Genomic DNA, 19,131 nt, shown 5'->3' on the forward strand with positions numbered 1-19,131 from the left:
AAATAAAAGCGGTAATCAATTTAATGATTACCGCTCAATTATACATTAACCAAACTTACTGAATACCCACTATTTGTATTCCCACCGGATCTGTAAGACCTGATGCAATAGTCTGAACATCAGTACCATCAAAATTCGCTCTCTTTAAAAGTCCATTACCGGATTCAGTCCAGTAAACTTTCTCTTCAGAGTAGGAAATTGAAATTCCAAAACTTCTTCCGTCTACTCCATTATTATCACCTGCAGGTGATACTAAAGTACTGACATTGGTACCGTCTAAAGCAGCACTTAAAAATTCCGGCCCTTCGTCATTGTGGAAATAGATCATATCACTCTGCTGGTTTACAACTATTGAATATCCAAATCCACCAGCAGAATATCCGATTATCCTTTCGAAACTTCCGTCCGAAATATTAACCTTCCATACCGCCTCAGCATCAAAATCCACTGCAGTCACATAGACGAACCCATCATGGTAATCAATTCCTTCAGGTAATGAAAATGTAGCCTCCTGAGAATCTGAAAACAAGATCGTTTTCGTACTGTTTTCCAGATCTACTGTATAAACGGCATTATCTCCCCTGTCAACAACATACGCTTTTCCCGATGCCTCGTCTACAGTTATACCATGAGGATTTGAGAAGCCATCCACTATCATTTCCGGAACATCATCACTAAATCCTAACGAATAAACCGCACCAGCGTCAGTGGCGGTAAAATAGATCTTTTCTCTGGTTGAATCAATCGCAATATCAAAAGGAGATACCTCTAAAGAAACATCTAAAATGCCCGTTTGAGCATCATATATTCTTTTACCTGAATTTGAAGCTACAATTACCGGGAAATAAGATCTGTTAGGATCCCTAACCTCTATTGTAGTGGTTTTACTATCTGTATCTCCTTCACCGACAACGGTTAAGGTTACCTCGTAAAATCCCGGCTCTGTATATAAATGAGTAGGATTAGCTACATCTGAAGATGCTCCATCTCCAAAAGCCCAGTAATAAGATATATCATCGCCCTCTGTAAAAACAACATCACTATTAAAGGTTGCTGTGGCCGGGGCAAATAAATCATTATCTAACTGATAAGAAAAGTCTGCCTTTACTATTGTAAATGGAGGTATCAATGGTTCTTCTTCTTTACATCCAGCTATAAAAAGCAGGACGCAAACAGACATTACTAATATTTTTAACGTTTTCATAATCATTGATTTTTAATGAGTGTTAAACCTCTCGGACTTGAAAGTGATCCGGCAAGTGTCTCAACATTTTCACCGGAAAGATCAGCAGCTCCAATCAAACCACTATCCCTGTTCGTCCAGTAAATTTTACCAGTACTGACATCAACAGAAATGCCATAGACCCTGTCAGCTGCATCCAGCAAATTAATCGCCCAGCCTTCTTCAACATTACCACCAAGGTCAGCACGCTTAATTGCTCCAGCATCCTGGTCATGGAAATAAATCATTCCATTGGTCTTGTCGATACCAATCCCGATTCCACCCATTTCCGGAATAATTTGTTCTACAGAAGATCCGTCATACGAAATTTTCAAAATTCCGTCGAGTACCGGATCATTGAGATATACATTGCCATCGTAAACAGATATGCCTTCAGGATATTCAAACCCATCCAGATAGGTGGCGATTGTTTGAACATCGCTTCCATCAAGATTAGCTCGTTTCACATCTCCGGTAGAAAAATCAGTCCAGAATATATACCCGGCATTTCCATCTACATCAATCAGCCATGGTTCCGTTAAACCGGTTACCAGTTCTTCCAGTCCGCTTCCATCAGGATTTAGTCTCCATATTTTATTAACAGATTCATCAATGTTATCCGCGTCGGTGATATATACCATTCCATCCACCGTATTAAAAGATATACCCACACCCCAACCTGGCATCTCTACAAGGTCCTGGGTGATCACATCTGACCCAAGTAAAGTTCTTCGGAGGAAAAAATCAGATGGATCCATAAAATAGAGCTCATCAGGCCTTGTGCGGATCGTAATATCCTGCGAATATTCTGAAGCGCCATCCTCATTTGTTGCTATAAGAGTTACAGTATAAATACCTGGCTGTGCATATTTATGCACCGGATTCACATCAGTTGAGGTTGCCCCATCTCCGAAGTCCCATTCATATGTCACTCCATCTTCAGAAGTATTATTAAATACCACATCGCTATCGGCAATCAACCTGTCAATATTCTCTACTTCAAATGAAGCAATTGGCAATATTCCTGCGATTGTTATTGCCTGTTCAAGTTTACTCGACCCGGCTTCGTTTTGAACCACTAATGTTAATGTGTATGATCCTTCAGTAGAATAGGAAAATGAAGGAGACTCACCATATATCAGTTCACCATTACCCAAAGACCATTGGTAAGTTGCTCCATTCTCTGAGGTATTGGTCGGCGTAATTACTTCTCTTGCCTTAAATGTTGTGGAAGGCAAGGTAAAACCTGCTTCCGGAGCCGGAATGTTTTCTTCATCATCACACGAAGTGAAAACAAAAAGAAATGTCAGCACCAGAAGACTATATATTTTAAAATATTTCATCATATCTTCTAATTTTAATATCCCGGATTTTGAAAAATAGCCTGATCATCAGTGATGTTTAATTCTCTCAATGGAATCGGGTAAATTCTTCTGAAGGCTTCACGATTAAGCACTTCTCCGAGCTTATCCAGCCTTGACAGATAATACCAGTAAACTCCCTCTGCAGGAAATTCAAGCCTTGCTTCCCTGGTCAGAACATCATTGAAATCTTGTAATGAATTAACTGAAGAGGCATCAATCGGTCCCAGTCCAGCTCTGGCTCTCAAAACATTGATATCCGGAAGGCCAGTCGTCGGACCATTATTTCTTGAAGCTGCCTCAGCCCTGATCAGGTACATTTCTGCCAGTCTAATAACAAAGGCATTTCCCTCTCCATTATCCTGATTAGTTCCGTATTTCGTGCATCGGAAAAAGTTTCCGATATTTTCTATCAGTAAACCTCTCTCATCATTACTCTGATACATTTCAGCAGCTTCATCGGTCATTACGATCTCTGCTTCTGTACCAAACATTAAAAAGGTATAATTACTAAAATCCTGCTGAGTGAAATCCACCTCAAAAATAGATTCTGATGTGCCTTCAGAAAATATATCTACATAATCATCCTGTAAATCATAATCGAAGTTTTCGATCACATCATTAGCATAATAAAACGCAGAATCGTATTCACCTTTATACAATTTGACTCTGGCCATAAGTGCTTCAGCTGCCCCTTTATTTGCAAAAATAGGATCACCTGAGGCTGGCAGCCTGTCAATTGCTTTAAATAAATCACTTTCAATTAATGCGTAGGCATCCGCTACATTAGATCTTGGCGTCACAATGGGTGCAGTTGCTACTTCAGTTGGAAGTGGAATACCATATTCACTGGTATTATCCCAGTACTCTCCCCATTGTCTTAATAATTCAAAATGTGCCAAAGCCCGACTAAAATGAGCAGTACCGGTAAACTCGGCTTCTTCACTCTCTGAAACATCATTCAATTCGGGTACTTTAACAATAATGTTATTAGCATTATTGACAATACTATACCAGGCGATCCAGCTATCTTCAACATGAAAATTGGCTGAGGGAACAATCCCTGAACCTAATTCCTGCCAGACAGCTTGAAACTTAACAGCCTTCATGTTTTTGGCCATTAATTCAGTAGCATATACAGCATCAGAACCATAAAGGCTCCCGTCTTGCATTTCATTATACAATCCAACTACTGCAGCTTCAGCTGATACTCTGTCAACTATAGCCTCATCCGTAGGTATTGTATTTGGCAATTCCTGATCCAGCAAATCACAGCCGGAAAAGGTAAATATTGCTGTTAGTGTATATATTAATTTCTTCATGGTCTTCATATTATAATCCTATATTTAAACCGATTGTAATCGTTCTGGCTTGTCCCAGCGTACCGAAGTCCTCACCCTGAAGAGTATTCAAAGAACCATCAGAAGCAGTATTAGTACTTACCTCCGGGTCAAAACCTAAATAATTCGTGAACGTGAGTAAGTTTTGAGCCTGACCATATATTGTCAGTGACTGCAGATTCAGTTTTTCAAGACTTTCAGTAGGGAAAGTGTATCCCAGTCTCACGTTTTTAAGTCTCAGGTAACTACCATCTTCCAGGTATTGAGTTGAGAACCTCTGAAATTGTGCTTCCGGAGAAAACTCATCCGCATGACTTGGTCTTGGAATATCTGTTATATCTCCAGGCTCTTTCCAGTAATCCAGAGATCGGGCATTTTGATTACCAAATGGTAAACCGCCTTTCAGCGTGCCGTAATTTTCAAAAGCATATCTGCTTTGGTTGAATATCTCGTTTCCATGCTGGAACTGGAAGAAAATACTTAGGTTCCATCCTTTATAACTAAAGTTATTGGTAAATCCACCGTAATAGTCAGGCTGTGCATTTCCAGCTACTACCCTGTCATCAAGATTGATTATACCATCGCTGTTTGCATCCAGAAATACTGCATCTCCGGTCTGTGGATCCACACCCAGAAATTTTATCAGATAAAAAGTGCTTAGCGGCTCTCCTTCTTTAAGGATGAAGTTTCGACTTAAGATTTCTCCATCATTGATCACATCGATTACCTCATTCTCTAACCAGGTAATGTTAAACGAAGAAGTCCACCTGAAGTCTCCACTTTCCACATTGATGGTATTAAGCGATAATTCAACCCCTTCATTAATAATATTTCCGTTATTAGATATTAAAGAACGGAATCCTGTAGATCCCGGAATATCTGCATTCAAGAGCAAACCATCTGTGTCCTTCTTAAAATAATCTGCAGTCACTTCAAGTCGGTTATTAAAAAATCCAATGTCTATTCCTATATCAGACTGGACTGTTTTCTCCCAGGTAAGATCAGGATTACCAAGCTGAAGTGCTGAAGTACCTCCCTGCCCGGCATAACCGGCAGAACTTCGGTATGTTGCTTGTGCAATGGTACTACCAATTGACTGGTTACCAATTGCTCCATAAGACCCGCGTAACTTTAAAGTAGTAAGGAATGAATCGTCAGGGAAGAATGATTCATTATGCACATTCCAGCCTACAGAACCTGAAGGGAAAAATCCGAATTTATTATTCTCACCAAATCTACTTGAGCCATCAGCCCTACCTGTAAAGGTAAAGGTATATCGATTATCGTAAGTATAATTCAATCGAGCCAGGTAAGATACCAATCCAAACCTGAAACCTCCGTCTGAAGCATTAGTTATCTGACCTGCTGCTGCAGTTGAAATAACCTGGTTGGTTGAATACCCCGAAGCATCAATTACTGAAAATTCTTCTACCGATTCCTGAAAAGTAATACCAACTAAAGCATCAAAGAAATGATCATCGTTAAACGTATTAGTATATTTCAGAGTGTTTTCATTAATCCAGCTCGAAGACTCAAAAGTACCATATGTACCCAGACCGATATCTGTCTGATTATAACCTTTTGGAACAAAACCCCGGTCTATCAGAGAATTATAATCCAGACCTCCACTTGATTTAAATGTCAAATTTGGTGTAATGTACCACTCCAGGCTAAGTGAAGACTGCAATCTGGAGTTTTTAGAAGTGTTTACATATTCCTGAGCGATCAGTAGCGGATTTTCAAGTGCCCACCAGCTATAAGTATCAAAAGGATTTATGTATACTCCATTTTCATCTACTAATGGGAATCTGGGATCCCATGCCTGAGCATTTACAATAACTCCATATTCATCATTCTCGCCAATTGTTCTATCGTGAAAACCCCTGGCAAGAAATGTCGTTGTTGAGATCTTCACTTTATCATTAGGGCTATAGTCAACGTTAATTCTTCCGGAAATTCTTTCATAGCCTTGCCCCACCTGGATACCTTTTTGATTGAAGTAATTACCAGACAGGTAATAATTGAATTTTTCAGTTCCGCCTGAATAACTGATATCTGCGTTATTTATAGTACCTGTTCGAAGGACTTCATCATAAACATCATAGTTTGGAAGATTTGGGTCGTTTGGATCTCCCAGGATTTCATTCCAATAGTTTTCTCCTAATCCATCAAATTCAGCAGCTGCATTTAAGAATCCTATCCACTCAGACGAAGACATCATATCAGGGACATTAGTTGCCTCTGAGAAGCCGGCATAATATCCAATATTTAATTTATCACGACCAGCTGATCCTCTTTTAGTAGTAATCAAAATCACACCATTCGCTCCTCTTGATCCATAAATGGCCGCTGCCGAGGCATCTTTTAATATAGTTACCGACTCAATATCATTTGGGTTTAATTCAGCCAGTGGGTTTATCGGCTGAATATTGCTGCTTAGTACTGAGTTATTTTTCACTTCAACTGGTATCCCATCAATTATAAACAAAGGCTGCGAAGAAGCTGAGATAGAAGTTGCTCCTCTGATATTGATGTTCGTTTGTCCTCCGGGAGTACCGGATGGTGAAGAAATATTTAATCCTGAAGCCCGACCCTGAATTGCAGCGTCAAAACTACTGGTTGGAATGTCATTGAATTCAGATTGATCAATCGTCGATACGGAAGAAGAAATATCCTGCTTCTTTTGAGTACCATACCCTACGACTACCACTTCTTTGAGTGACTGAATATCAGAAATTAGCTCTACATTAATCTGAGTACGTCCATTTACCGGGACTTCTTCAGATTCAAAACCAACACTGGAAAAAACCAGTACTGAATCTCCTTCTTGTAATTGAAGATTATAATCACCTTCAAAATTTGTAGTGGTTCCTCTCGAAGTACCTTTTACCAGCACGTTCGTGCCTGGTACTGGTTCTCCTGACTGAAAGTCTGTGACTTTACCTTTGACTACCTGCTGCGCCTGAACTGATACAGCAGAGAATCCTGATAAGAGCAACAGACAAAATAGTCCTAATTGCTTCATAAGGTTATTGTTTAGGTTTTAATTACGTTAAGTATTTAATAATATATGCTTGATACAGACCTGGAATGGTCAATATCAAATGGTTGATTTTCAGGGATATGTTAACAGTCAAAGATTGGCTGTAATCCCATCTGTTGCAAAGACTTGGCAGCCTGCACAGGTATCTCTCTAGAACCGATATTTATAATATTCGAATTCAAAGCTTTATTTAAATAGGAATTTGCTTCTTAAAATAACATTATTTTCAATATCTGTCAATAACACTAGCACAATAGTATGAGATTTTTCTTGTAATATGACTCTATCTCTTCTGCTTGCATTAGTTTTTATCAACTCCTGACCTGAAATTGAATAGACACTTATATTTAAGTGGTCGTAATTACCGGAATCGAACCACAGAGAATTTCCATCCTGAAATAATTTCACTCCTGTAATTACATCATTAATTCCAGTTACCGGATTTTCATTATTTTCCCATCCAAGATCTTCAGGTTCTCTATTGATGAATTCTCCTACCTGAACGATATAATTTTCATCAGCGAAAGAATAGGAGCCCTCGTTAAATCCAACTATCTGGCGAGTCAACCCGTTTGCATCATTTCCAAATATCACGTTACTATATTCCGTAGCCATATTATGAAAAACAATACCCGGAACACTGCCATGTACAGTTAAACTAGCTTCTTGATCCGACCCGTATACTTTAAGATAGGTTTCATCCTGTAAAAAGATTGAATTGCTCAGGCCATATTTCATTGCCGCCCAATGTCCGGCAGAAGTCTTATTTTCATAAAAATCTGTTGAAAAAGCATAGGTATCTGCAATTACTATCGTAGAAGATATGAAATTGAAACCATCGCTAAACTGAAGAGAACCAGAAAAGGACGCTAAAGGATCGTCCTCACAATTAATGCAATACTTTTGGCCAATAGCGTTTGCGGTAGAGCCTACAGCTGCTATAGTAATACCGGCATTATTAATCGCTCTTTGAAGTAACTGACCTGTCTGGCCTGAAGCAAAATCATCCAATTCTTCCGGACTGACATTAAATATTATAAAATGACCGGCTTGCCTGATCTTATTTCTAAGCTCTACCTGCAATGCACTATTACTGGTTTCACTAAGCTCAATCCACGTAATCTCGGATTCAAAAGAGTTTCTTAAATCATTTACTAAAACTCCTGCTTCCGAATCTCCGGGATTGCTGATCAAAATTACACTGTCCGCACCGGTAAAGAAATCTGTAAACAATGGACCCATTTGGCTATACTCAGTTTGCTGCTGTGCAAATATTGTCTTATCCAGATTACTTTCACTTACAGTTAAAGCCTCTTCGTATTGTGGCCTTGTGGTTAAATCATCTAAATTGACTGATTGCCCGTCTATAATAGAAAAGGTTTTAACTCCTCCACCTACAAGCTGGTCATTAATAATTTGTGGATCTGAGTTTTCAAAATAATAGAAATGTGCTCCTCCTGTACCGTACGAAGTTGCAATATTATTTTCATCAATTGCTAAAGCCGTTTGATCATCGACACCGATGCCTTTAATCAATTGCTGGTGATCACTATAGTATCGGGCGATAAAATGAATTAAACGAGTAAATCTTCCTCTTTCAGAAAAATGAGTATCAAAAATATATCCTGGTTTAAAAGGCAGGAAGTCGCTTTTCAATGTTATATCTGAAAGATTTATATTTTCGAGAGTCTGATCCGGGTAAATGCCGGATCCTTCAGCAGTATAATCTACCCCTCCTAAAATAGCCATTCCAGCACTTGTGCCACAAATCACACCACCCTGTTATAAACAGAAAGAATAGCTTCATCAACTTTAGTACCTTTATATTCCTGGTAGTAAATCGATTGGTCACCACCTTTGATAAAAATAACATCTGCATCTAGGAGAAGATTATAAACAGCATCTGTTTGGGCCGAATTTCTATCCGGCACAGAAACGTTATATGATTCGACAGCACCTAGAGAATTGAAATAATCAGGAAGCCATTCAGATGGATTCTGATCATAAGTTAAAATAGCTACTTTTTTATTTTCACTATTATCTATTGCCCATTGGTAAGGTGTATTACTCCATCCCCAGGATTGATCTTTCTCTGATCCTCCTCCGATAAGAAGTAATTTCCCCTGACCTTTTAAATCAGAAAGGCCTAATACCACTAAGCAAATTAAAAATGGAAATATAGATTTCATTTAAGTTAACACATAGATAAGTTCTAATTATATTCGATATGAAACAAATAGAACGTGCTAACAATCAAAGACGGGCTGTAAATTACGAAGGCTTATCGGCTTAAAAGCACCCGATAAGTCACGAAGTTTTGGATTAATATGTTCGTAATTCACTTTCATTGATTCCAATATTAATAAAAAATCAATTTTTAAACAAAAATAAATTTTAAAGAAAATATTGTCAACGAATAATAATCAGATAAAATACGGTGTCAAAATATGCCTAAAACAAAAAAAGCACCTGTAAAAGGTGCATTTAATAATATTTTATTTTATGATCTTATTTATACTGCAAAACTTTCTCCGCATCCACATGTACGAGTAGCATTAGGATTGACAAACTGGAATCCCTTTCCATTTAGTCCGTCGCTAAATTCAAGTGTTGTACCGGCCAGATAAAGTAAGCTCTTCTTATCAACTAACACCTTAATCCCTTTATCTTCAAATACCTGATCTGAGTCCTGTATATTTTCGTCAAAATCCAGGTCATACATTAATCCGGAGCAACCGCCTCCTTTTACAGATACTCTCACATGGTGATTTTCCGTCAGGCCGTCTTCAGCACGGAGAACATCTATTCGGTCTTTTGCTTTATCTGAAATTTGAATCATAATTCCTCTACCTTTTTATCTGTAACATAAATACGCTTAAATTGCGCATATGTTTTCCCTTTTTGGGATTTAATACAAAAATAACACTTGAAATACCATAAAAACAACTTTAACTGATGATAGATAAAATTGAACACCTGGGTATAGCTGTTAAAGACCTGAAAACAGCATCTGAAACTTATGAAAAACTGTTAGGTATCAAACCCTATAAAGAAGAAAAAGTCGAATCTGAAGGTGTTACTACCTTATTTTTTCAAACGGGTGAATCTAAGATCGAATTACTGGAAGCTTCACATGAAAACAGTCCGATAAATAAGTTTATCGAGAAAAAAGGAGAAGGCATCCACCATATCGCTTTTGCTGTAAAAGACATCAAAGCTGAAATGGATAGACTTAGATCCGAAGGATTTAAATTATTGAATGAAGAACCTAAAAAGGGTGCCGACAACAAACTGATTTGTTTCGTTCATCCAAAAGACAATCATGGAGTCCTGATCGAATTATGTCAGGATGCAGAATAATCAGTTACCGTAATAATCCTTCTGGTTATAGAGGGTTTTTTCATATCGCTTCTGCTTCTTTTTACCCTCTGCAGTTTTGTAATATGGCTTAGGTCCGCATGAAGCGAAAAAACCAACAACAAACAATAATAATACAACTGCTTTAAAAATCTTCATATCAAGCTGGTTTAAACTTTAATAGATGCAATTTAAAGATAGTATTAAATAATTGTAAATTTGTCGCATGAAAAAGAAAGCAATCAACAGGAAAATAATACATCAAGGACAGAACTTGGGAAATTAGGTGAGTTTGGGCTCATTAAGGAAATGACCAAAAACATCAAAATTCAGCACGAGGAGTCTATTCTCGGTGTGGGTGATGATGCTGCGATAGTTAAAAATGATGATCAGACACTGATTACAACGGATATGCTCCTGGAGGGCATCCACTTTGACCTGAGTTATACTCCATTGACACATTTGGGATATAAGGCAGTAGCTGTAAATGTTTCAGATATAGCTGCCATGAATGGAATTCCTAAACAAATTACAGTCAATTTAGGACTTAGTAACCGGTTTTCGCTGGAAGCAGTTGAAGCTTTATACAAAGGGATTTATGCAGCTTGTGATGATTATAAAGTAGATTTAATCGGTGGAGACACGACATCCTCAGGATCAGGGCTGGTTATTTCCGTTACTGCGATTGGCCATCAGGCTCAGGACAAGATAGTCAGAAGAAATTCAGCTAAAGATAAAGACATTATCTGTGTTTCCGGTGATCTTGGTGGAGCTTTCATGGGACTCAATGTTCTTGAAAGAGAAAAACAAGCTTATAAAAGCAATCCGGACATTCAACCTGACCTGACGAAATACTCTTATGTAGTTGAAAGGCAATTAAAACCAAAAGCTCGTATGGATGTAGTGTATGAGCTGAAGGAATTAGGTATTCTTCCTACTGCGATGATCGATATTAGCGATGGACTTGCAAGTGAATTATTTCATATTGCCTCGCAGTCAGAATTAGGTGTTCAGATCTACGAAGACAAAGTTCCGATAGCAACTAAAACATATGAAACAGCTGTAGAATTTAATATTGATCCGAATACAGCTGCTTTAAATGGTGGTGAAGATTATGAATTGCTATTCACAATCTCACAAGAAGATTATGAAAAAATTAAAAATCATATGGAGCTAACCACTATCGGATATATGCATGCAAAAAGTAAAGGCATGAATTTTGTTACAAAGAACAACCAGGTAGTGGAACTCAAAGCACAGGGATGGCAACATCTTAAATAATTAAAAAAGCCCCGAAATCGGGGCTTTTATTTAATCTTCCGGATAAGGAATGTAAATGAAATTTGTAAAATCCTGATCGACTACAAACAGGCAACAAAATTCATCGGGATCCTTATACGATTGTTTAAATTCTTCTACTTTATCTTCTTCGATAAGTTTACGCTGAACAAATTCATCTAAATAAGTGGCATAAACATTCCAATCGATAGCCATTTCTTCCTTAGCAATCAGCATTTGTCCTATTGGCTGATCAACTTTTGAAACAGGAAAAATCGGATGTTCACTAAATTTTCTTGACCTTATCTGGTAACTGGCTTCTTTTAAAGTATCAGCAATTACAGCAAAATCTTTAGTAATTGTCCCGAGGTATTTCCCTTTTAAATTTAATTCCGGATCGTTCTGCATTTTATTTAAGATCTAAAAGTGCAACATTTTCAATGTGGTGAGTATGCGGAAACATATCCACCGGTTTAATTCTTTTTACTTCGTATTTATCTGCTAATAAGGCTATATCACGTGCCTGGGTAGCAGGATTACAACTAACGTATACGATTCTCTTAGGTTGTGCCTCTAATAAAGCACTTACAACATCCTTGTGCATTCCTGCGCGTGGTGGATCAGTAATTACTGTATCGGGATAACCTTCTTTCTCAAACATGTCCTTATTCAGGAGATCTTTCATGTCTCCGGCATAAAAAACTGTGTTATCAACATCGTTATTAGAAGAATTCACCCTTGCATCTTCCACTGCTGCCTCCACATATTCTATTCCTACAACCTTTTTGGCAGAAGAAGCGACAAAATTAGCTATTGTTCCCGTTCCGGTATATAAATCATAAACAACTTCATCTCCATTAAGGTCAGCAAATTCTCTGGCCAGATTATATAATTCAAAAGCCTGGTCGCTATTTGTCTGGTAAAATGATTTAGGGCTGATCATAAAAGAAAGATACTCATCACTTCCTTTCCCGAGAGGCATTCTTTCTTCAATATCAGGCTTACCGTGATAAACAATTACTTCCTGATCAAAAAATGTTTCGTTTTTCTTTAAATTCACGATATACTGGAGACTGGTTATTTCAGAGAATTCATTCTTCAGAAATTCCATTACCAACTTAATTTTTTCAGGTTGATCCTCACCAAATTGAACGATCACCATTAGCTCTCCTATTGAAGAAGTTCGGATAATAAGATTTCTCAATAACCCTGTATGAGATTTAAAATCGTAATAAGAAAGATCATTTTCAATAGAAAAATCCCTCAAAGCATTTCTTATCTCATTACTTGATTCAGTTTGAAGCCAGCATTTTTTCACATCCACCACTCTGTCGTGACGTCCCGGAATATGAAAACCTACACCGTTTCGGTCCAGATCTTCTTCTGAGGCAATTTCATCCTCTTCAAGCCATCGTTGGTTACTAAAAGTGTATTCAAGCTTATTTCTATAAAAAGTCGTTTTGGCAGAACCTAAAGGGCTTTCGATCTCAACATCCTGAACCCCTCCAATCCGTTTAAAAGATTCTACTACTTGAACATGCTTAAATTCAAGTTGCTTTTCATAGGCAAGATCCTGCCATTTACACCCGCCACATAATCTGAAATGCTCGCAAAAAGCTTCCTCCCTGAATGGCGATGGAGATAAATTAGCTAACACCTTACCCTCGGCATATGAAGGTTTATTTTTATTAACCTTTACTTTTACTATATCACCGGGTACCGCACCGTCAACAAAAACGACTTTATTGGCTGTTCTACCCACTCCACGGCCTTTATCAGCAATTCCGGTAATCTCTAAAGAGTCTATTATTCTACTTTTTCTTCCCATCAGATTGCAAAACTATAAAAAAGTAAAATGGTCAACACTATAATAATCAAGTATATATGTTATATTTATATAGTTATGAAAAATATTTTTATTGTTATAATTATTTTTATAACCTCAACCTGTCAAATCAAAGCATCTCATATAGTTGGTGGAGAAATAACACTACAGCACCAAAACGGCTTTAATTATAAAGTAATAATGACTTTATATTTTGATCAGGTAAACGGCTTACCAGGTGCCGAAGATCAGGAGGTTACACTTTATCTATGGGAAAAAAGAACCGGTGCTATGCGAACAAGCATAACCATGCCTCAATTCTCGAATAATCTTGTAGAATATTCCCAGCCAGAATGTGTGGATGCCAGGCTTCTCACAAAAAAAATTGTTTATGAAGCGACAATTTATCTCGACCCGGAACGATATAATGATCAGGAAGGGTATTATATAACCTGGGCAAGATGCTGCAGAAATTATGTGATTGATAATATTTTCAGTTCTGATCCTGAAACCGGGGGCATAGGTGCCGGTCAAACTTTTTATACCGAATTCCCGGCAGTAGTAGATGAAAATGGAATTCCAACCAATAATTCAACACCGATCAATTTCGAACCATTAAGAGATTATGCATGTGTGAATAGATATTTTGAAGCTGATTTTTCCGGAATAGATACTGATGGTGACAGCCTTGCATATTCCCTGGTACATCCATTGAGTGTAGTAGAAGCTGTTCCACTTCCCCCAGCTACACCGGCACCTTATCCTGAAGTTGTTTTCCAGCCCGGTTATTCACTTGAAAATATGATTCCGGGCAATCCCGAAATATCGATATCAAATGAAGGCCTTTTATTCTTAAATCCTTCTCTTACAGGACTATTTGTATTTGCTGTTAAGGTAGAAGAATTTAGAAATGGTAAAAAAATAGGTGAAGTAAGGCGTGATTTTCAAATGCTCATTATTGACTGCCCTACTGAAGGTAACAAACCAAAGCTTACCGTTAATGAACCAGAAACAAATGAAATAACAGATAATGATATTGAAGTTGTTTTCAGTGGTGAAGATCAGACATGCCTCGAATTCTTTATACAGGATGAAGACGGAGGCGAGAATGTTGAAATTAAGGCGATACCTGTAAACTTTAGTGCATCAGATATTGATGGCTTATTTAGTATTAAAAGTGGATTTCTAAACGGAAGTGAAGACACCTTAAAAACAAGTATTTGTATACCGGATTGCCCTTATATCATCAACGAGCCAATGATAATTGATTTCGTGGCTATAGATGACAACTGCCCTCAGCCACTTTCAGATACATTGAGAATATCATTAACGATTATTAGACAGGATAATGTCGCACCCGAATTAAATTTAGATCGAACTGAAGTAACGATTGCCCCTGGAGATAATTTTGTCTTGCCATTTGATGCATACGACTTTGATTCGGATTCGATATTCGCACAGTTATTTGGATTAAACACCAGAGATCTACCTGATAGTTTGAAATTTGAATATCTCTCACGATTTGATGAATTAAATGGCGTTTTAAGCTGGAGTCCCGAATGTTCTGACCTGAATCCGGGCCTGAGTCCGGTTTCATTCGACATGCAAATACTTGTAAAAGATGTTGATAAATGTAATCCTAAGTTTGATACTGCTACCGTTTCCATAACCTTAGCTGATGATGAATCAAATTTTGATGGTTATGAGCCCGCTAACGTAATTACTGCCAACGGCGATGGTATAAATGATGCCTTTGTTAGTTGTGAATTTGGAGATTGCGATAATTCATTCATCCTTCCACCGGATAATTGTTCTAATCAGTACGAAGGTATAACTATCGTAAACCGATGGGGACAGGAAGTTTACCATACTAAGGAAAGAGATTTCTACTGGGATGGAAATGACAATTCTGCCGGTATTTATTTTTACGAGATTAAATATAGTAACCGAAGTTATAAAGGGCACATATCTTTATTGAGAGGTAATTGATTTATTAACCGATTAACCTTTATCCATATTTGTTGTAGTTTTGCAGATAAATTAAATGAAGGATGAAGGATAAGATCGTTTTAATTACAGGAGGAAGTTCAGGAATTGGCAAAGCCCTTTCAGAAGTATTTGGTAAAGAAGGAGCCCGAATTGCTATTACCGGAAGAAATAAAGAAAAACTGGAAGAGCAAAAAAACAAACTACATTCTGAAGGAATTGAATGCCTGGCAATTCAGGCTGACTCTTCATCTGAAGACGATAATTACCGAACAGTAAGTGAAACGATCAACACCTATGGAGGCATTGATATCCTTATTGCTAATGCCGGAATCAGCATGCGGGCAATGTTTGAAGACCTGGATATGAAGGTTTTTGAAAAGGTCATGAATGTTAATCTATACGGACCTGTTTTTCTGATCAAGGCTGCACTTCCCTATTTAAAAAAATCGAAAGGAAGTATTATTGGCGTTTCTTCATTTAATGGTTTTAAAGGAACCCCCGCGAGGACAGCCTATACAGCGTCAAAATTTGCATTAGGAGGTTTTCTTGAAGCACTTAGACTGGAACTTATACCAAAAAATATTCATGTAATGACCGTTTACCCGGGCTATACAGAATCAAACATCAGAAATACCGCTTTGACTGCCAAGGGAGAGGCACAAGGTAAATCACCTTATGAAGAGGGGAAAATGATGTCCTCAGAAGAAGTTGCTTTAAGAATATTCAAGGCTACAAAAAAGAAAAAGAGAGAATTGTATATGGGCTTTGAAACGAAGATGGGACGATTACTCAATAAGTTCTTTCCTAAGCTTACTGACAAGATGGTTTATAACCACATGAAAAAAGAAGAGGGCTCTCCGGTTAAGTAAGGTGTTTTTTGATATAATAAATTGAAAAAATCAGTCTTGAGAGGCTGATTTTTTTGTAGCACTTAACCTGAAAATCTAACCGGACAATAATTATCATTGATCGAAAACTGGCATTAAACATAAAATGACATTTTGTTTTTGAGAGATAAAAATTTATTTTCGCATCGAGTAATTTATTAACTATTGAATTTCATATCACGATAAATAAGAGTTTACAATTCAGATAATTCAACCATTTTTCCTGAGGATAAGTATTTTTTTATCCAGACATAACTATCTCAATTAAGGTCTCCTTTTATCGTCATGCTATTTTTAAAACATATAAAAAATGAACAAGTACTACATTTTTTTAGCTTTCCTTTTATTGGGATTATCAAGCTGTGAAAAAGAAGAAGTAATTCCCACAAATACATTAACTACTCAAGTTGATGGATCTGGCTCAATAAATCAATCGGATGAAGACCCAATGCCAGGGGACACTGTTTTATTAACCGCGATTGCGGATGAAGGATACATATTCGATGGCTGGACAGGTGATATTACTTCGGATGAAAACCCATTAGAAGTGATATTGAAAGAAAACCTTAATATCACTGCAAATTTCAGAGAGATCACTGATGCAGACATGATTCAGTTAGCTGATAATGGTGTCACCTTATATTGCCTGCCTCAGGCAGAAATCGGAAAGAAATATCCTTATAATGGTGAAATGTATGAAATTGTTGATAGTGCCAGGCTTTATACTATGGCAGCATATAATGAGGATGTAACTCACGTAATTACAACATTCATCACTGATATGAATTCTTTGTTTGATACTAAGTTCATTAATCAGGATATTTCAACCTGGGATGTAAGCAATGTTGTTGACATGCAACATATGTTCTTTTATGCAGAGTTTTTTAATTCGGACATATCAAATTGGGATGTGAGCAACGTGACTAATATGGAATCTATGTTTCACCATGCCGAAAGTTTCAACCAGGATATATCTAAATGGGATGTGAGTAAAGTAACTAATATGCAAACAATGTTTGGTCGAGCCTGGAGTTTCAATCAGGATATATCGGAATGGGATGTTAGTAATGTAACCGATATGTCTTTTATGTTTGGTAATGCACAAAAATTCAACCAGGACATTTCCGGATGGGATGTAAGTAATGTGACTGACATGAGTTTTATGTTTTCTTCTGCAATAACATTCAACCAAAACCTTTCTTCGTGGAATGTATCAAATGTAATTTGGTGCCTGGCATTTGCAAATGGAGCCTATAGTTGGAGCAAACCAAAACCTTATCTTAGATGTGCACAGCAGTAATTTTTTAATTTTCATTTATAAATGACCAAATGACCAGATATTATATTTTATTAGCCTTCCTTTTATTTGGATTATCAAGCTGTGAAAAGGAAATAATAGAAGAAAAAGAAGAAATCATCATCTATAAACTAACAACTCAAGTTGAAGGGAAAGGAACAGCATCTCCCCTATATGATGAGTATTTGTTAAATGATTCGGCAATTGTAACTGCCACACCAGATCCAGGGAATGTTTTCACAGGTTGGACGGGAGATATTACAACAACTACAAACCCGCTAATCATGAGAATGTATAAGGATATTAACCTGACTGCTAACTTCTTAGACATTTCATCCGATTCAGATAAAGATGGTGTTGAAGATTATATCGACCAATGCCCTGAAACACCATCAAAATACATTGTTGATGAAAACGGATGCCCAAAAATGATCCAGTTAGCTGAAAACGGAATTACTTTATATTGTTTACAGGAAGCAGAGATTGGTCAGGAATATGAGTATAATGGTGAAATGTATAAAATTGTTAATAATAGCATCCTTCGCTCGATGGATGTATATAATGATGATTTAACCCACATAATAACAACATTTGTAACTGATATGAAATCATTATTTAGTTCAAGATATAATTTTAATCAGAATATTTCCAGGTGGGATGTTAGCAATGTAACCAATATGCAAGCAACATTCGTTGCAGCAAAATCATTTAATCAGGATATATCTTCATGGAATGTCAGTAATGTTACTAATATGGCAGGAATGTTTTCCGAAGCCAGTGCTTTTAATCAAGACCTCTCAACATGGGATGTGAGTAATGTCACGAATATGAGTACCATGTTCTATAGCACAGAATTCTTTGATCAGGATCTTTCTAATTGGAATGTAAGCAACGTAATTTATATGCAAAACATGTTTAGGAAAACAAAATCCTTTAATCAAGACCTCTCAGCATGGGATGTAAGTAAGGTTCAAAATATGGAATATATGTTTAGTGAATCGCAGGTTTTCAATAATGACATTTCAACTTGGGATGTAAGTAGTGTAACTAATATGGAAAGCATGTTTTCTCATACAATCAGTTTTAATCAAGACATATCTAATTGGAATGTTAGCAATGTTACAAGAATGGTTTCAATGTTTGAACGAAGCAAAGCATTCAATCAGAATATTTCTAACTGGGATGTTAAAAATGTGATAAGAATGAATAGTATGTTTAGAAGGGCAGAAGCATTTGATCAGGATATTTCTGATTGGAATGTTAGTAATGTCTATAATATGGAATTCATGTTTGCTTATGCGGATAAATTCAATCAAGATCTATCCTCCTGGGATGTTGGTAAAGTAGAATATTGCAGTTTTTTTGCATTTGCAGCATTTAATTGGTCCCTACCTAAACCCGATTTAACTTGTACACAATAACTAAAACAATCTTTTAAATAGCAGGATGCTAAATTAACCCTCTAGTTACGAGGTCAATGGAATTAAATATATAGAAAGATAAAAATGAAGAGAGTTAAATAACCCTGCATT

At 37.1% G+C, this 19,131-nt stretch carries 16 protein-coding genes; 6 read left to right on the forward strand and 10 right to left on the reverse strand.

From position 1 onward, the window contains the following. Window positions 1–55 precede the first annotated feature (55 nt). The 7 genes from DCC35_RS17295 to DCC35_RS17325 all read right to left on the reverse strand — a co-directional run bounded on the left by DCC35_RS17295 (window position 56) and on the right by DCC35_RS17325 (window position 9,805). Entirely contained in the window at window positions 56–1,204 is a 1,149-nt protein-coding gene (locus tag DCC35_RS17295) for a PKD domain-containing protein (RefSeq protein ID WP_175402854.1), read from the reverse strand. Window positions 1,205–1,206: 2 nt separating this feature from the next. Continuing rightward, window positions 1,207–2,568 carry a PKD domain-containing protein gene (locus DCC35_RS17300; protein ID WP_137091984.1) on the reverse strand — a complete coding sequence of 454 codons (1,362 nt, stop codon included), beginning with the start codon at window positions 2,566–2,568 and terminating at the stop codon, window positions 1,207–1,209. A gap of 11 nt (window positions 2,569–2,579) precedes the next feature. Then, complete coding sequence (locus tag DCC35_RS17305; RefSeq protein ID WP_175402855.1) at window positions 2,580–3,905, reverse strand: RagB/SusD family nutrient uptake outer membrane protein; 1,326 nt, start codon at window positions 3,903–3,905, stop codon at window positions 2,580–2,582. 10 nt (window positions 3,906–3,915) lie between these two features. Further along, the gene (locus DCC35_RS17310; protein ID WP_137091986.1) at window positions 3,916–6,948 is read right to left on the reverse strand and encodes a SusC/RagA family TonB-linked outer membrane protein; all 3,033 of its coding nucleotides are present in this window, start codon (window positions 6,946–6,948) and stop codon (window positions 3,916–3,918) included. 204 nt (window positions 6,949–7,152) lie between these two features. After that, complete coding sequence (locus DCC35_RS17315) at window positions 7,153–8,715, reverse strand: type 1 glutamine amidotransferase family protein (RefSeq protein ID WP_217495875.1); 1,563 nt, start codon at window positions 8,713–8,715, stop codon at window positions 7,153–7,155. A 20-nt stretch (window positions 8,716–8,735) separates the two neighbouring features. Beyond that, the gene (locus DCC35_RS17320; RefSeq protein ID WP_137091988.1) at window positions 8,736–9,155 is read right to left on the reverse strand and encodes a type 1 glutamine amidotransferase family protein; all 420 of its coding nucleotides are present in this window, start codon (window positions 9,153–9,155) and stop codon (window positions 8,736–8,738) included. A 323-nt stretch (window positions 9,156–9,478) separates the two neighbouring features. After that, on the reverse strand, window positions 9,479–9,805 hold the full coding sequence (locus DCC35_RS17325; protein WP_137091989.1) for a HesB/IscA family protein: 327 nt from the start codon (window positions 9,803–9,805) through the stop codon (window positions 9,479–9,481). A 116-nt stretch (window positions 9,806–9,921) separates the two neighbouring features. Here DCC35_RS17325 and mce point away from each other — a divergent pair, with 116 nt between their 5' ends. Beyond that, window positions 9,922–10,326, forward strand: a complete 405-nt coding sequence (gene mce, locus DCC35_RS17330; protein WP_137091990.1) for a methylmalonyl-CoA epimerase — start codon at window positions 9,922–9,924, stop codon at window positions 10,324–10,326. Here the strand turns inward: mce and DCC35_RS20750 are convergent, their stop codons facing one another. Then, a complete protein-coding gene (locus DCC35_RS20750) occupies window positions 10,327–10,482 on the reverse strand; it encodes a hypothetical protein (protein ID WP_175402856.1) in 156 nt (51 codons plus the stop codon). It abuts the gene before it with no gap. 60 nt (window positions 10,483–10,542) lie between these two features. Here DCC35_RS20750 and thiL point away from each other — a divergent pair, with 60 nt between their 5' ends. After that, the gene (thiL, locus tag DCC35_RS17335; protein WP_394347710.1) at window positions 10,543–11,604 is read left to right on the forward strand and encodes a thiamine-phosphate kinase; all 1,062 of its coding nucleotides are present in this window, start codon (window positions 10,543–10,545) and stop codon (window positions 11,602–11,604) included. Between the two features lie 30 nt (window positions 11,605–11,634). Here the strand turns inward: thiL and DCC35_RS17340 are convergent, their stop codons facing one another. Together DCC35_RS17340 and rlmD are read right to left on the reverse strand one after the other, a co-directional pair. Further along, window positions 11,635–12,009 carry a hypothetical protein gene (locus tag DCC35_RS17340; RefSeq protein ID WP_137091991.1) on the reverse strand — a complete coding sequence of 125 codons (375 nt, stop codon included), beginning with the start codon at window positions 12,007–12,009 and terminating at the stop codon, window positions 11,635–11,637. Window position 12,010: 1 nt separating this feature from the next. After that, window positions 12,011–13,429: a 23S rRNA (uracil(1939)-C(5))-methyltransferase RlmD gene (gene rlmD / locus DCC35_RS17345; protein ID WP_137091992.1), complete on the reverse strand. Its 1,419-nt coding sequence runs from the start codon at window positions 13,427–13,429 to the stop codon at window positions 12,011–12,013. 75 nt (window positions 13,430–13,504) lie between these two features. Here rlmD and DCC35_RS17350 point away from each other — a divergent pair, with 75 nt between their 5' ends. The 4 genes from DCC35_RS17350 (at window position 13,505) to DCC35_RS17365 (ending at window position 19,020) form a co-directional block, all read left to right on the forward strand. Then, window positions 13,505–15,415, forward strand: a complete 1,911-nt coding sequence (locus DCC35_RS17350) for a T9SS type B sorting domain-containing protein (protein ID WP_175402857.1) — start codon at window positions 13,505–13,507, stop codon at window positions 15,413–15,415. Window positions 15,416–15,477: 62 nt separating this feature from the next. After that, window positions 15,478–16,284 (forward strand): SDR family oxidoreductase, encoded by an 807-nt coding sequence (locus tag DCC35_RS17355; RefSeq protein ID WP_137091994.1) that lies wholly within the window; start codon window positions 15,478–15,480, stop codon window positions 16,282–16,284. Window positions 16,285–16,612: 328 nt separating this feature from the next. After that, a complete protein-coding gene (locus DCC35_RS17360; protein WP_217495876.1) occupies window positions 16,613–17,602 on the forward strand; it encodes a BspA family leucine-rich repeat surface protein in 990 nt (329 codons plus the stop codon). A gap of 29 nt (window positions 17,603–17,631) precedes the next feature. Next, a complete protein-coding gene (locus tag DCC35_RS17365; protein ID WP_137091995.1) occupies window positions 17,632–19,020 on the forward strand; it encodes a BspA family leucine-rich repeat surface protein in 1,389 nt (462 codons plus the stop codon). The last annotated feature ends 111 nt before the right edge of the window (window positions 19,021–19,131 follow it).

It is taken from the genome of Mangrovivirga cuniculi (assembly GCF_005166025.1).
In the GTDB taxonomy this organism is placed as follows: Bacteria; Bacteroidota; Bacteroidia; order Cytophagales; family Cyclobacteriaceae; genus Mangrovivirga; species Mangrovivirga cuniculi.

What these genes read in the sequence shown, in the direction of transcription:
- DCC35_RS17295 (WP_175402854.1), bottom strand. Translation starts at nt 1,204, where the DNA reads ATGAAAACGTTAAAAATATTAGTAATGTCTGTTTGCGTCCTGCTTTTT.
- DCC35_RS17300 (WP_137091984.1), bottom strand. Translation starts at nt 2,568, where the DNA reads ATGATGAAATATTTTAAAATATATAGTCTTCTGGTGCTGACATTTCTT.
- DCC35_RS17305 (WP_175402855.1), bottom strand. Translation starts at nt 3,905, where the DNA reads ATGAAGAAATTAATATATACACTAACAGCAATATTTACCTTTTCCGGC.
- DCC35_RS17310 (WP_137091986.1), bottom strand. Translation starts at nt 6,948, where the DNA reads ATGAAGCAATTAGGACTATTTTGTCTGTTGCTCTTATCAGGATTCTCT.
- DCC35_RS17315 (WP_217495875.1), bottom strand. Translation starts at nt 8,715, where the DNA reads ATGGCTATTTTAGGAGGGGTAGATTATACTGCTGAAGGATCCGGCATT.
- DCC35_RS17320 (WP_137091988.1), bottom strand. Translation starts at nt 9,155, where the DNA reads ATGAAATCTATATTTCCATTTTTAATTTGCTTAGTGGTATTAGGCCTT.
- DCC35_RS17325 (WP_137091989.1), bottom strand. Translation starts at nt 9,805, where the DNA reads ATGATTCAAATTTCAGATAAAGCAAAAGACCGAATAGATGTTCTCCGT.
- mce (WP_137091990.1), top strand. Translation starts at nt 9,922, where the DNA reads ATGATAGATAAAATTGAACACCTGGGTATAGCTGTTAAAGACCTGAAA.
- DCC35_RS20750 (WP_175402856.1), bottom strand. Translation starts at nt 10,482, where the DNA reads ATGAAGATTTTTAAAGCAGTTGTATTATTATTGTTTGTTGTTGGTTTT.
- DCC35_RS17340 (WP_137091991.1), bottom strand. Translation starts at nt 12,009, where the DNA reads ATGCAGAACGATCCGGAATTAAATTTAAAAGGGAAATACCTCGGGACA.
- rlmD (WP_137091992.1), bottom strand. Translation starts at nt 13,429, where the DNA reads ATGGGAAGAAAAAGTAGAATAATAGACTCTTTAGAGATTACCGGAATT.
- DCC35_RS17350 (WP_175402857.1), top strand. Translation starts at nt 13,505, where the DNA reads ATGAAAAATATTTTTATTGTTATAATTATTTTTATAACCTCAACCTGT.
- DCC35_RS17355 (WP_137091994.1), top strand. Translation starts at nt 15,478, where the DNA reads ATGAAGGATAAGATCGTTTTAATTACAGGAGGAAGTTCAGGAATTGGC.
- DCC35_RS17360 (WP_217495876.1), top strand. Translation starts at nt 16,613, where the DNA reads ATGAACAAGTACTACATTTTTTTAGCTTTCCTTTTATTGGGATTATCA.
- DCC35_RS17365 (WP_137091995.1), top strand. Translation starts at nt 17,632, where the DNA reads ATGACCAGATATTATATTTTATTAGCCTTCCTTTTATTTGGATTATCA.